The 15,064-nt window shown below is 41.7% G+C and carries 6 protein-coding genes; all 6 read left to right on the top strand.

Annotated elements, in window-relative coordinates; all coding sequences use genetic code 11:
- Positions 1–81 precede the first annotated feature (81 nt).
- On the top strand, positions 82–3,315 hold the full coding sequence (locus tag ACFSR5_RS13735; protein ID WP_380904725.1) for a SusC/RagA family TonB-linked outer membrane protein: 3,234 nt from the start codon (positions 82–84) through the stop codon (positions 3,313–3,315).
- Between the two features lie 14 nt (positions 3,316–3,329).
- Positions 3,330–4,796 carry a SusD/RagB family nutrient-binding outer membrane lipoprotein gene (locus ACFSR5_RS13730; RefSeq protein WP_380904723.1) on the top strand — a complete coding sequence of 489 codons (1,467 nt, stop codon included), beginning with the start codon at positions 3,330–3,332 and terminating at the stop codon, positions 4,794–4,796.
- Between the two features lie 273 nt (positions 4,797–5,069).
- Positions 5,070–8,033 carry a SusC/RagA family TonB-linked outer membrane protein gene (locus tag ACFSR5_RS13725; protein WP_380904721.1) on the top strand — a complete coding sequence of 988 codons (2,964 nt, stop codon included), beginning with the start codon at positions 5,070–5,072 and terminating at the stop codon, positions 8,031–8,033.
- Positions 8,034–8,054: 21 nt separating this feature from the next.
- Positions 8,055–9,566 (top strand): RagB/SusD family nutrient uptake outer membrane protein, encoded by a 1,512-nt coding sequence (locus ACFSR5_RS13720; RefSeq protein WP_380904719.1) that lies wholly within the window; start codon positions 8,055–8,057, stop codon positions 9,564–9,566.
- A 637-nt stretch (positions 9,567–10,203) separates the two neighbouring features.
- Positions 10,204–13,383 (top strand): SusC/RagA family TonB-linked outer membrane protein, encoded by a 3,180-nt coding sequence (locus ACFSR5_RS13715; protein ID WP_380904717.1) that lies wholly within the window; start codon positions 10,204–10,206, stop codon positions 13,381–13,383.
- A gap of 19 nt (positions 13,384–13,402) precedes the next feature.
- On the top strand, positions 13,403–14,905 hold the full coding sequence (locus ACFSR5_RS13710; RefSeq protein WP_380904715.1) for a RagB/SusD family nutrient uptake outer membrane protein: 1,503 nt from the start codon (positions 13,403–13,405) through the stop codon (positions 14,903–14,905).
- Positions 14,906–15,064: the final 159 nt, after the last annotated feature.

Here is a 15,064-nt window from a genome sequence, read left to right as displayed (position 1 = left end):
TTTGGAATGTCGTGAAATGTTCGGCTCTCGCTCGATGCCAATGTTGTATAGCAAATTAATTAACAAACAACATAAACAAACATGAATCGAAAATTACTCAGTTTTATTCTGCTGTGTACGCTCTTTATCGGGGCTGCCTATGCACAGAATCGCCAAGTGAGTGGTAAAGTGACCTCGGCAGCCGATGGTTCACCTATTATGGGAGGTTCCGTTGCCGTTCTAGGCACCTCATCGGCAACACAAACGGATGCTTCCGGAAGTTATTCCTTAAATGTGCCGGAAAATGCAACGCTTGTTTTCTCGTACATCGGGTATGTGAGCCAACGGATACCCGTTGCGACGCAAACACAAATCAATGTGAGCTTACAGGAAGACGAAACCTCACTGGAAGAGGTTGTCGTGACAGCGAATGCGATCAAAAGAGAGAAAAGATCGTTGGGGTATTCTGCGCCTACATTGAACGCGGAAGAATTGACCGACGGAAAGAATGCCAGTGCAATAAATTCGTTAGCAGGTAAGGTGGCAGGTGTAAACATTACATCAACCTCTAACTCTCCCGGTAGTTCATCACGCGTCGTTTTAAGAGGTGGATCGTCAATCTCCGGTAATAACCAGGCGTTGATCGTCGTAGATGGAACGCCAATTGACAATACCAGTAAGATCGGTGGTGCATCATCATTAGCAAGCGTCGATTTCGGTAATCGTGGTAATGACATCAATCCAGATGACATCGCGTCCATAACTGTATTAAAAGGGCCTGCGGCAGCGGCTCTATATGGTTCTAGAGCATCTAACGGTGCCCTTATCATCACGACGAAAAGCGGTAAGAAAGGTGCTAAAAATGAAATCACGTTTAGTTCAACGAATACCTTGTCATCCGTGTTGAAGTTGCCAGAGCTTCAAAACCAATATGGACAAGGGTATTCGTACTACGATAAGCAAGGAAATTTGCTATTTGAGAATGATCCGAAGGAGAACTGGTCGTGGGGAGCGCCATTTACGGGCGAAGAACAAGAATGGGGGCAAGCGATAAACGGTGTTAGACAGAAAAAAAACTATTCTGCTGTAAAGGATAATGTCCGTGATTTCTTTGATCTTGGTGTCGCTTCAGATAACAATTTAAGTTTCTCTGGAGGTAGTGAAAAATCGACCTTTTATCTAGGTCTTAACGCCTTGAATTCAAACGGTGTTTATCCGGGGAAGAAGGATAACTTTAATAAATACGGCGTTCGTTTTAATGGGAATACAGAATTTTCAAACAAGTTCAGCGCGGGAATTTCAGTAAGCTATAGTCGAATCAACAGTAATAATGTCGGCGGTGGTCAAGGTGGTGGATCGGTGTATAACAATTTGTTGCAGACCCCACGAGATATTGATGTTGTCGGCTTGAAAGATTTGTCAAATCCGTACAACGGTTATGGTTATGTTGATGAGAACGGGGTGTCACACAACGATGTGTACGGTTACTATGGGGCTTATTCCATGAATCCATACTGGGTATTGGACAACTTTAACAACTACAACGATGTTAATCGCATTATAGGTAATTTCAACGTTACGTATAAACCCTTAGAATGGTTAACATTTCAAGAGCGCGTAGGTTTAGATAATTATTCAGATCGCAGACGTTCTGAATCGCCGAAGTATAGTTTTGTACCTGCAGACAAAACGACTGGAAACTATTCGGCAACGGCAAACATCCAAACAGATAATGGGCAATATCGCGTGGACCAATATAATGTAAATGAAATCGTGCATGATTTCATGGCTACTGCCACGCATGATTTCAATGAAGATTGGTCAGGATCATTGATGTTGGGTAATAACATTCGCCAGCGGAAGACGACGAACAACAGTACAGCGACAAACGCAAGCGGTGGTCTTGTTGTACCGGGATGGTATAACTTGGCCAATAGTAACGGGCCATTGGATTTGATCGAAGACTCCTGGAGCAATAGAAGATTAGTAGGCGTGTATGGTGATTTAAACGTCTCTTATAAGAATATGGTGTATTTGCAAGCTACAGCGCGGAATGACTGGTCTTCTACATTGCCGAAAAAGAACAATTCGTTCTTTTATCCGAGTGTGAGTGGATCATTTGTCTTCTCTGAATTGTTAAATCCGGCAGTGAAAAACATCTTGAGTTATGGTAAACTTCGTGCAAACTGGGCGGAGGTCGGATCCGACACTGACCCCTATCAGTTATTAACCACCTTTTCGAGAGGAGAGATCTTGAGCGGTTTCGGAAGTACAACATTCCCTTTTGGAAATGTAGCAGCTTTGATGTCGGGGAGCACGATTGGAAACATAGAATTGAAGCCGGAAATCACAACATCCTTTGAGATTGGAACTGAACTTGGTTTTTTCAACAATAGATTATTGGCAGACTTTACCTATTACGACAACAATTCTAGAAACCAGATTTTGAGTATTCCAATTCCAAACTCGACAGGTTACGGCTTTTATCTCGTAAATGCAGGTAAAATAAGGAATAACGGGGTGGAGCTAACATTGAGAGGAACGCCTATTAAGACGGATAATTTTTCATGGGAATTATTTGGAACATTCACGAAGAACAATAGTGAAGTTGTAGAATTGATGGACGGTATAGACCAAGTGTCAGTGGGTGGTTTTTCGGGCATGTCTATCGTAGCAGCAAAAGGGCGCACATATGGCGAATTTTATGCGGTTACAGATGCAACGGATGATCAAGGACGTACTATTGTAGACAGCAAAACCGGACTTCCATTGGCAAGCGCAGAAGCTCAGTATTTAGGATCTTACAATCCGGACTATCAAGCTTCCTTGGGAACAACTATTAATTATAAAAACTGGTCCTTGAGCACGTTGTTCGACACCAAGCAAGGAGGAGTATTCTTTTCTCGTACCAAAGACATCATGGGCTTTGTTGGGACATCAGCAGAAACTGGCGGGGAACGTTACGGACAAATTTTCCCGAATTCGGTGTATTTAGATGCTAACGGGAATTCCATCGTAAATACCGATGTTACGTATGATAAAGTGGATTATTACCCAAATATGCAAAGTGGTGTCAGTGTGATAGATGGTAGCTACGTAAAATTGCGTAATCTGACCATTACATATAAGTTAAGAGCCGACCAGTTGAAAAACACACCGTTTGGAGCAGCATCTGTTGGTTTGTTCGGTAACAACTTGTTTATTTGGACTCCAAGCGAAAACAAATTTGCTGATCCAGAAGTGAACTCGGCAGGAGCAGGTAATGCGCAAGGTTTCGATTTTACTGCTCAACCGTCGTTGAGAAACTATGGTATCAATGTTAAAGTATCATTCTAATTCTAATAGAACATATGAATTTTTTCAATATAAAAAGCGCTAAGAAGCTGTTGTGTATTGCTTTTATTAGCACCCTGGGACTTACAGGTTGTAACAAATTTTTGGACGTAAACGAAAACCCGAACAATCCCGATGAAGCAGAGCCTAGTCTTTTGTTGCCAACTGTTGAAGCTGGTCTTAGTCAGGTTGTGGGGAATTCTTTTCAGATATATGGTAATTTTTGGGCACAATATTGGACGCAAAATCCCACTTCTAGTCAGTATAGATCTATTGATCAGTACCGTGTTCTTAACACAGCCGTTGACCGTTCTTGGTCGATTTTGTATCGTAGCGCATTAAATAATGCCGAGCTGATCATTAATTCGGATGTTGCCGGAAGTGAATATTACAAAGGTATTGCTTACATTTTAAAAGCCTACGGTTTTCAGTTGGCTACAGATGCTTTTGGGGATGTTCCGTTGTCTGAGGCCTTAAAAGGAAAAGACTTCGTTAACCCGAACTACGAGGGGCAGGAAGTTGTCTATGATTCGATTTTTACCTTTATCGATAAAGGTAAGGCCCTTTTTAAAGCGACGAGTGCAACCGGAGTATCTTCTCAAGATATGATATTTGGCGGAGACCTTACGCAGTGGGAGGCTTTTGCAAACACGTTGGCCTTGCGTGCCTATCTTCGCTTATCTGAAGTGGACGCTACGAAAGCCGCGGCCGGTATCAAAACGCTTTACGCTGAAAACGCCAAATTTTTGACCAACGATGCTTCTATTACGTATACCACTACTGGCGGAAACGAAAATCCTTTGTACAACGAAATGGTTGGCTTAGGAAAAACGCAGAATATGGTTGCAAGTAGTACGGCGGTTACTGCTTTCACAAAAAATAATGATCCTCGATTGTTGGCCTTTTACGACATCCCATTAGATTCTGTGCATGTTGTCGCTATTCCGCAAGGATCTTATGCGTCTAACACAAAAGTGATGGCATCGTCACCGTCCGCATTGGTTGGTGCAAGTGCCAACAATGAGCGGTCCGCATTGGCTCCGGCTAAATTAATCTCGAAGACAGAAAGTCTGTTCCTGCAATCCGAAGCTGCCGTGCGAGGTTGGGGAGAAGGGGATGCCGAAGCCCTGTACCAAGCCGGAGTTGAAGCTAGTTTTTTGGCTGCCGGTCTTTCGGCTGTTGATGCAAGCACGTATCTTGGACAGTCGGCTGTTGCTTTCCCTGCGAATGGAACCGCTGCGAAAAAGATCGAATCGATTATTACGCAGAAGTATTATGCAATGTGCGGATTTCAAGGATTTGAGGCGTGGACAGAGTGGAGAAGAACCGGGTATCCGACGTTTTTCGTAGAGTCGGCAGCGAATACGTTAGGCGAAGGCCGTATGCCGCTTCGTTTGCCTTACGCGAATTCGGAGATCACATCAAATGCGAACTTTCCTGGTGCTTTGTCGATTGACAAGCCGGTATGGTGGGATGTAAATTAATGATTCATAAATACGAAAAAAGTACGTAGTTTATAAATTAGATCCCCGAAGTTAACTTCGGGGATTTTTGTTATATGAATTTATTCACACTTTGATTCAATTGAATTGTTAAAAGAGTGTTGAAATAGTTTGCTTTTTCAAAATTGTTATATATTTGTAATGTTTAACAAATTTTAACATATAGCTTGTTATAGTTTGCTAATAAGGGAAATATAACACTACTAACTTTCTCCGAAATATAAAAGGAAATTTTATTAACTAAACTCAATTTTTATGAATCAAAGACTACTTTGTTTTCTTTTTGCGCTGACCAGCTTAATTGGTCAATCGTTTGCGCAAAACCGCCAAGTAAGCGGGCGGGTAACAAGTGCTTCTACAGGGAATGCCATTGGCGGTGTGTCGGTAGCAGTCGTTGGAACATCTGTAGCTACACAGACGGATGCAGAGGGGAGTTATACCCTTTCTGTGCCGACGAATTCAACGATCTCGTTTAGTTCTGTTGGGTTCGAAGCGCAACGTATACCGGTCGACGGTAGAACCGTAATTAATGTCGTATTGACTGACGGTACGGAGGCATTGGACGAGGTCGTAATCACAGGTTATGCTCGGATTCAGAAAAAAACATTTGCGGGAGCTTCTTCATCGGTAAGAATGGAAGATTTTAGTCGGCAAACGGTCGGATCTTTAGATGCAGCTTTACAAGCCGCAGCTCCAGGTGTTTCTGTTGTAGGCCAAAGTGGGCAGCCGGGAACAAATGCTATCGTTCGAATCCGAGGAAATGGATCCATCAATGGAGGAAACGCGCCTTTGTATATCTTAGACGGAATGGAAATTTCTGCGGCCGACTTTGCATCCATGAACTCCTCTGATTTTGCTTCTGTTGATATCTTGAAAGATGCGGTATCTTCGGCTATTTACGGATCTCGGGGCGCAAACGGTGTCATTGTCTTAACTTCTAAGAAAGGAAGTCAAGGTCCAATTAAGTTCAACTATAGGTCTCAGTTTGGCTTCAGCAATTTACCTAAAGATAGGCTGATAACAATGAACAGCAGCCAAAAAATTGATTATGAAATGCAACGTGGTAACCCCTACGGGTGGTCAGATGAAGAGGCGGACAGTCTGCGAAATGTGAATTTTAGGTGGACTGATGCGTTGCTTCAAAAAGGAAAAACGCAGGAACATTCGATCGAAGCTGCAGGGGGAGGAGAAAACTCCACCTATTTTGGATCTTTATCTTATTTTGATCAAGACGGGGTCGTTAAGACTACTGGATTAAAGAGGTATACTGCAAGGGTCAATTTGGATGGAAAAAAAGGAAGTTGGCGATTTGGTCTAAACGTTAGTGGTGGTTTTTCGAAGATGAACCGAACCGTAGAAGGAGATACTTATACGAATACGCCGCTTAATGCTGCACGTTGGTCCAATCCTTATGAAACAGACAAGATACCGGGTACAGATTTATGGAATCAGGATCGAGGTGGCGGGCCCGGTAATTTGATTTCGGGACAGCCGAATGGCGCGATGGAGCTAGCTTTGGATTACAACTGGAGAAATCAGATAAAGGGGCTAGGAACATCTTATGTGGAGTTTCATTTTCCCTTCCTTGATGGATTGTATGCACGAACCAATTGGGGGATTGATTATACACAAAATGAAAATGCGATTTTTAATGATCCGCGTACATCTGGAGCGCAAGCAAGAAACGGGTCTTTACAGAGAAATATGGACCGAAACTTTCGGTATACGGGGACAACATCATTAAACTATTCTGGAAAATTCGAGGATCATGAAATTACCGCTGGTATTTTTGCCGAGGTTGTCAAAAATGATTATAGAAGATTTGGATTTACCGGATATGGCTTTACAAATGGATTTAATAACGAGACCGGTATAACAGCGGGAAGTGGGACAAACACAAACTATATTCCTTCTGTTTTCGGTGATGGAAATCAAGCCGGGCTTCTTTCATATTTTGCTATGGCCAATTATGGTTATAAAGACAAGTATTACTTAAACCTAGTTGGACGTAGGGATGGGTCGTCGCGGTTCGGTATTAATCGCCGATATGCAAATTTTGGATCCATCGGCGCAACCTGGTCTATTTCCGACGAAGAGTTTATAAAACAAGTGCCTGTAATCAGCAACTTGCAACTTCGAGCTAGTTACGGATCTAATGGTAACGCTGGAGATGCAGAATATCCATTGCCTTTATTTGGTCGAATTACATATGCAGGGGTTTCGGGTTGGTCTCCATCGGAAGCAGGAAACCCGGATTTGACCTGGGAAATTAGTAAAACCACCAATGTTGGTGTTAATTTCGGATTATGGCAGAACAGAATTTTCGGTTCGGTAGATGTCTATAACCGGGAAACATCAAACCTGTTCTATAATATTCCTGTCGATCCCGCTAGCTCCGGGTTCACTACAATTTTGGGCAACTCGGGTACAATGACCAACTCCGGTGTAGAGGTTGATTTAAGTGTAGATGTCATTCGGAATAATGACCTGAAATGGACCATCGGTGGAAACTTTACCTATAATAAAAACCGGATTAAGAGCTTGCCACAGGATTCTTTGGTTCAGGGAATTACTATTTTAGCCGAAGGTCATGCCTTAAATAGTTACTTCTTGGTTAACTACGCCGGTGTGAATCCTGAAAACGGTAATGCTCAGTACTATGATTTAGATGGTAATATCGTGGAGGGAACAGCGTATAACGCGTCCTACAAGGTTATCCAAGGGACATCAGACGCGCCTTATTTTGGAGGGGTCTTTACGTCTTTCTCTTACAAAGGATTTGATTTTGCAGCGCAGGCGTCGTTTTTCATCGGCAGAAAGCTCTTTAATAATGATATGGTGAACTTAACGCACCCACAATATTATTGGGATAATCTATCCGTTGATATGCTTAATGAATGGCAAAATCCTGGTGATATTACAAATGTTCCGCGGCCCGGCACAAGTGGAGGAAATGCGTTTCAGCAAGAAACAACCCGATATTTGGAAAATGCTAATTTTTGGAGGTTACGGAACGTGACGATAGGCTATAATTTGCCAGCATCGGTATTGGACAAAGCTAAGATTCGTTCGTTACGCGTATTTGTACAAGGCCAAAATTGGTTGACCGCCACGAAATATAAGAATTACGATCCTGAGCTTGTGACAAATGGAGCACATTCGGGAGCTGTTTATCCTACAATGGTGCAGACAACTTTTGGTGTTAATATTGGATTCTAACGTAAAAATAAATTGAATACGATGAATAAGATATATAGTAAGTTAGTGATGGCGATGTTATTGTTGATAACGGTTTTTATCCCCTCATGTAGTAAAAACGATCTAGTAGAACTGTATCCGGAATTTGAATTGGATGCGCTAACCAACCCGTCTACGCTGGATCAAGTGGAGCAAGTATTATCTGGGGCTTACGCAGGATTCAGGGATGCGGACTATTTTGGGTCTGCAAGTGGAACCGGCGCTTCGTGGGTGCTGATGCCAGACGTTATGAGTGATAATTTCTTCGAATCGGCAAGTCAATCTTTGGCCAATTCTAGGAGCATGGCGGACTGGTTGTATAATGAGTCTACGGAACAGGTCTCGTTGATGTATACTGCTGCATATAAAGTGATCGCGGCAGCTAATATTGTTATTCGGGACGCCGATAAATTTAGAGAAGGCAATGAGTTGCGTGTCAACCGTATAAAGGGACAAGCATATGCTATCCGCGCTTTGGCGCATTTTGATTTATTCCGTTATTTTGCGCCGTCGTTTGACCGGAGCAGTACGAACGACCTCGCTGTATTTTACAGTACGGAGTTTTTGGTGTCAACAGATGCGAAACCCGCAAGACATACAAATAAAGAGTTCTATGACTTGCTTTTCGCTGATCTAGATCAAGCCAAAAGCCTGTTACAGAATACGGATCAAGAGATCAACTCGGGGAACGCGCTATCACGGCCTTTTATCGATTTAACTGGCGTCCATGCCCTTCAAGCGAGAACATATCTCTACGCGGGGCTGTGGGCAGAAGCAGAAGCGGCAGCAACGGCTGCTATCAACGCGCGTCCATTGGTCAATTTAAATCAAAATGCTTTTTCTGGCATGTACAACCAGACTAGCGCTGGAGAGATTATTTGGAATGTGCAGTTTGAAGCTGGACAAGGTGGGCCGACATATTTGGTATATTTTCCGAACAGTAATAGAAATCCGTTTAGACCATCTTACGACATCGCAGTAGGGGACGGTTCATCGGGTTTAATCCGCGAAAATGATATACGGTTCGATGCCTTCTTTAAGGCGGATCCTGATGCGGCAGAAGCTAATCAACTGACAATCAAGAAATATCAGGGAAAAGGGACAACATTAGATGGTGTTGCAAACGTAAATGTGTTCCGTACGGGCGAAATGTACCTTATCCGGGCAGAAGCTAGGGCACGAAGTGGTCAAGCAAAAGAGGTGCAGGGTCTGCAAGATCTGAACACGTTGCGGGCGGCTAGAATAGCGGGATATACGAATGTAAATGTTTCGGGCGCGGTTTTATTAAATGAAATTGCCAACGAACGAAGGAGAGAGTTATTCGGTGAAGGCCATCGATTCTTCGATCTGAAACGTACCTCAAGAACGATTCAGCGCGGAGCACCGTGCGGTACGTCGGTGTCTTCATCTGGAGAATGTTCATTGGCATCTAGCGCAAGGGAGTGGGCTTTACCTTATCCAGAATCAGTGACGCGTGCAAACCAAAATATCATTCAGAATCAAGGATACAATTAATTCATAAAAATTTGATGAATAATATAAAGCCCGGTTTCCGTAACTGGGCTTTTTTATTTCTATTTTATCTTGCTGAATATTAATATTGAAACTTTTGGGGGCAGTCCAATAAAAGTGTTTCGACACCTTTTTTTATTGGAAGGAGCTTATATACGCATCCGCGTGCGCGGATATTAATTTATTTCCGTTTGTAAATCTTTAATTCGTATCTATTATAAGAATATTGGTTTAGAGAAACGTTTTTTTAAACAGCTATATGTAATCTTGGAATATTTAAGGATTTATAACAGCACCAATCTAAACTTTCTTTTTCTTTTTCTTTGAAGTTATGCCTTAACCCCTTATATTAGCGAAAATTAAATTTTAACAGAAATTAACAATCGCTACTAACACATTGTTACTTCCTGTCGGAAAACAAACTACTAACTAAACAACAACAACATGAAACAAAAATTATTCATCTCTATCGGCGCTTTCTTGCACTAACTCATTAGCAAGCTGTTTACCTAGCGTGTTTTTTACTGAATAATGTAGTGACGCCGCGACAGAATGTTGTTGGGAACGTTCTCATTAGGGTTATCCTAATTATTTATAAAAATAAAGCCAAGACTTATATTAACTAAACAAATAAATACACATGAAACAAAAATTACTCAGTTTTATTTTTGTGTTGACCTGTCTAATTGGACAGTCGTTTGCACAAAATCGGCAGGTGAGTGGAAAAGTAACGTCTACAACGGATGGTAGTCCAATAAGTGGAGTGTCGGTATCCGTTGTGGGAACCTCAACCGGTACACAAACCGATAATCAGGGGAACTATTCAATTGATGTTCCTACATCTGCCACTTTATCTTTTTCGTACATTGGTTTCGTCTCTCAACGTGTTGCTGTAGGTAATCAATCCGTCATTAATATTCAGTTGGTGGACGAAAACTCGACTTTAGACGAAGTTGTCGTCGTGGCTTACGGTACTGCAAAACGATCGGAAGTAACGGGTTCTATAGCGACTATTAGTTCTGAAGATTTAAGCAAACGTACGGTGACAAACGTATCGAATGCTTTGGCTGGTATGGCACCTGGTATCTCCGTTTCGTCTGGAAATGGGCAGCCTGGTACAGGAGCCAATGTTCGCTTGCGCGGATTTGGTTCTATGAGTGCGTCTAGCGCACCATTGTATGTTGTTGATGGGGCTGTTTTCGATGGTAATATTGGCGACTTGAATGCAGAGGATATTGAGAGCATGTCTATATTAAAAGATGCGACATCGGCTGCACTTTATGGATCTCGGGCAGGAAATGGAGTGATTATGATTACGACAAAGAAAGGTCGTGGGGCGCCAAAGCTTAGCGCATCAATCACTCAGGGTATTTCTGAGCGTGGTATTAAAGAATATGAGACTGTGGGTATCATGGACTATTATCCAACGGTTTTTCAGGCTGTGAAGCACTCCCGCATGTATCCTGCCTCAGGAACAGGAGCATTATCTGAAGCTGACGCTATACAGGCTGCTTTGAATTCGGTTAAAAATAGTTTAGTCTATAATCCTTTTAATGTCGCAGACAATGAAATCCTTACAGCGGATGGTAAGATGAATCCGAATGCAGGACTTAAATATGACGATTTTAATTGGTTTGATGCAATTCAACGAACTGGTAAACGGACCGATGCGAATGTGAATTTTTCAGGTAGCGCGGAGAAATCCGACTTTTATGTCTCGTTGGGGTATTTGAATGATCAAGGCTACATTCTAAATTCAGATTTCAAAAGATTTAACGGACGTATTAACGTTAACTCACAGCTAAAAGAATGGTTAAAGGCAGGGGTGAATATTTCGGCTGCTTCCTCTACAGGATCGTTGGCTGTTGACGCGTCTACAGGAAATGCGAGTTCGTTCGTTAACCCTTTTAGTTTCATACGGGGGTTAGGACCGATCTATCCTGTACATGCTTATGATCATGCGTCGGGGGAGCCTATCTATGATGCGGTAACCGGTGAACACTACTATGATTACGGAATGCATCCAGGAGCGTTAAACAGACCTAATGGAGCAAGTCCAGGACGACACGTAATTTATGAAACAATTCTTAACAATCGACTAAATAGAAGAACTGTTTTAGGCGGACGTGGATTTTTGGAGGTTAAGTTCCTGAAGGACTTTACATTTACACCGTCCGTTAGTGTCGATCTTACGAATCGTAATTTTGACTACAATTGGAATAAGAAAGTTGGTGATGGCGTATCCTATAACGGGTTAGGCTCCGATGAAAATGATCTTATACGCTCCTACACCTTCAATCAGGTTCTGTCTTATCGTAAATCTTTAGACTTGCACAATATTTCCGCGTTGGTCGGCCACGAAAATTATGATTATTCTTTTAGCAGAAGGACGGCAACGAAGGTTGGACAAATAACATCTAATATTAGTGAGTTTGATAACTATGTAACTCCTTATTCTGCTGGCGGCTACAAGCACGTAAATAGATTAGAGTCTTATTTTGCGAAGGCTTCTTACAATTATGATGAAAAATATTTTATTGACGGATCGGTTCGAACAGACGGTTCTTCAATTTTTCAAAAAGAGAATAGGTGGGGAACTTTCTTTTCTCTAGGTGGTGCGTGGGCTATTTCTAAAGAAAGTTTCTTGAAGGATGTAAGCTGGATAAATGATCTGCGTTTAAAGACCTCATATGGTCAAGTTGGAAACAACAATCTTCTCGACGCTGATGGAAATCGTATTTATTTTGGATATCAAGCCTTATATAATCTAGGATATAGTAATGGAGGACTTCCTGGCACTATTTTATATAGCTTGGCAAATCCAGAATTGACATGGGAATCATCAAATACATTCAATCTCGGACTTAACTTTGGTCTTTTTGAGAACAGATTACGAGGAGAGTTTGAATTTTACAAACGTGGATCGGATGAGTTACTGATGTCAGTACCTAACCCGTTGTCCTCAGCGGTTAGCTCGCAATTTAGAAATGTAGGATCCATGTATAACACGGGATTCGAAATTTCTATCTCAGGAGATATCATCAAAAATGAGAATTTTGTTTGGACACTTACAAAAAACTTAACAACGTTTAAGAACGAAATTACGAAGATGCCTGCAGAGACTCCAACTATTATATCTGGTACAAAAAAACGGGAAGTTGGAAAGGATTACTATGCATTTTGGCTCAGACAATATGCGGGCGTAGATCCAACGGATGGAGCTTCACTTTATATACCAGTCGACGGTACCGCACCTGCACAGTTAAGAGAGGTTAATGGCGTAAACTATGTGACCAACCAAAACTTTGCAAAGTTTGATTATTCTGGATCAGCGATTCCAGATGTAATGGGTTCCGTTTTAAATAGCTTTTCTTATAAGGACCTCTCTCTCTCATTTTTATTGACATATCAAATTGGTGGTAAAATATATGATAGCCAATATGCAAGCCTTATGAGTACCAACTCGTTTGGAAAATCCTACCATGTAGATGCCTTAAATGCTTGGAGAACAGATAATAAAGGGAGCGATATCCCTAGGCTAGATCAAGCGAATAGTGCAAATATAAATGCCGCTTCAACTCGATGGTTGATCGATGCATCATATTTAAGCGTTAGAAATGTCAATCTTTCTTACAGACTGCCTTCAAGCTGGATGAAAAAAATAGATATGTCATCTGCCAGGGTATTTTTTACGGGAGAGAACTTAGCACTATATAGCAAAAGACAAGGATTAAATCCGACGGAGGCATTTGACGGTACGAATAGTACGACATTTCTGCCGACAAGAATGTTTAGTTTAGGATTGAGTGTTGGTTTTTAATAGTAAAAGACAAGAAATCATGAAAAAAAATATATTGACGATATGTGCGGCTTCGCTACTCTTTGCGGTGACGGGATGTAGTAAGGATTATTTGGAAACATCACCGACAGACAAAGTTACTCAAGAAGAGATCTTTAGTTCCATTGAAAATGCAAACACCGCCATAAACGGGATCTACCGGTTTATGTTCGAAAGAACAACTATTGTGACGACCAACGCTCAGAATAAGCCTGGTGTGACAGGGATATTGTTAGGATTGGATTTTATGGGGGAAGATGTCGGAATCAGCGCAGCGAATTGGTATACCTCAACGGGAGAAGGAAATTGGTTGGCAGCCCGAAATGATAACCATAACGTAAATGAGTATTACTATCGAACATTTTATAAGATGGTCGGTGATGCCAATTTTATCTTAGATAATATAGATGGCGTTACTGCTACAGATGACCAAAAGAACGCATTGAAAGCGCAGGCGCTCACATTACGAGCATATGCGTATTCCTATTTAGTGCAATTATATGCAAAACGATATGACAAATCGCTAGCTAATAATGATCAGTTAGGCGTGCCACTTGTCCAGAAATCTTCGGATGGAGCTTTGCCGAGATCCACAGTGAGTGAAATCTATAATGCGATTATCAAGGATTTAGACGAAGCGATGGCATTCAATATAACAGCACGTTCCAATAAGTCGCAAGTCAACTTGCATGTCATTTGGGGACTTCGTGCACGGGTAGCATTAACGATGCAGGATTATGATAACGCGGTTTTGTATGCCAAGAAGATAATTGATTCGAATTCCTACCCGCTTATGAACCAAGAGAATTACCTAAAAGGGTTTAATGATGCGGCAACATTAAGCGAATTTATATGGGCGACTATGCCAACTCAAGATCAAGATGATGCTTTTGGTTCGTACTTCGCTCAAATAGCTTACAATGCGAATACGTCGTACATGAGAGCAAATCCCAAACGAATTAATAAAGAACTGTATGATAAAATTGCTGATTCTGATGTTCGTAAAAAACTATGGGAGCCTTCTCCTACGCCTGAGAACTTCCCGTTACCTTTGGCGTCGTTTGCAAGACAACCGTATATGTCTCGCAAGTTCTCTATTAAGGCGCCGGGAGGTGCATTAGGAGACGTTCCGTTAATGCGTACTTCTGAAATGTATTTAATTTTAGCAGAAGCTTATGCGAGCTCTGGTCAAGACGGATTAGCTCAAGATGCACTTTTTGACTTGTCAAAGGCGCGTAATCTTTCAGCTGTAAAAACTACAAAAACCGGTGCCGAATTGTTGGAAGAGATTTGGATAAATCGTCGGGTTGAATTGTGGGGAGAAGGTTTCCGCTATCTAGATTTAAAACGATTGAATCAACCACTGGACCGTACGGTTGTAAGTAACTATGCGGGTGGTTCAGTGAACAATTTTATGAAAGTTCCTGCTGGAGACGTACAGTGGCAGTTCTTATTCCCAAGAGCGGAATTGGATGCTAATCCACAAATCGTACAGAACGATTAATCAGAATATTTATTCGCTTAAAAGGCTTCCATACATCGTTTTGGAAGCCTTTTCTTGTTCAATATGGTGCTAACGGTTAAATATGGCTCTATACTGTTACATCTAAACCTTTCTATAGAATCGAGATATTCAATAGACCTTTATCGAAAGATACTTTTC

It is taken from the genome of Sphingobacterium suaedae (genome assembly GCF_042684625.1).
Taxonomy (GTDB): domain Bacteria; phylum Bacteroidota; class Bacteroidia; order Sphingobacteriales; family Sphingobacteriaceae; genus Sphingobacterium; species Sphingobacterium suaedae.
This window is presented reverse-complemented; position numbering and strand designations above follow the sequence as displayed.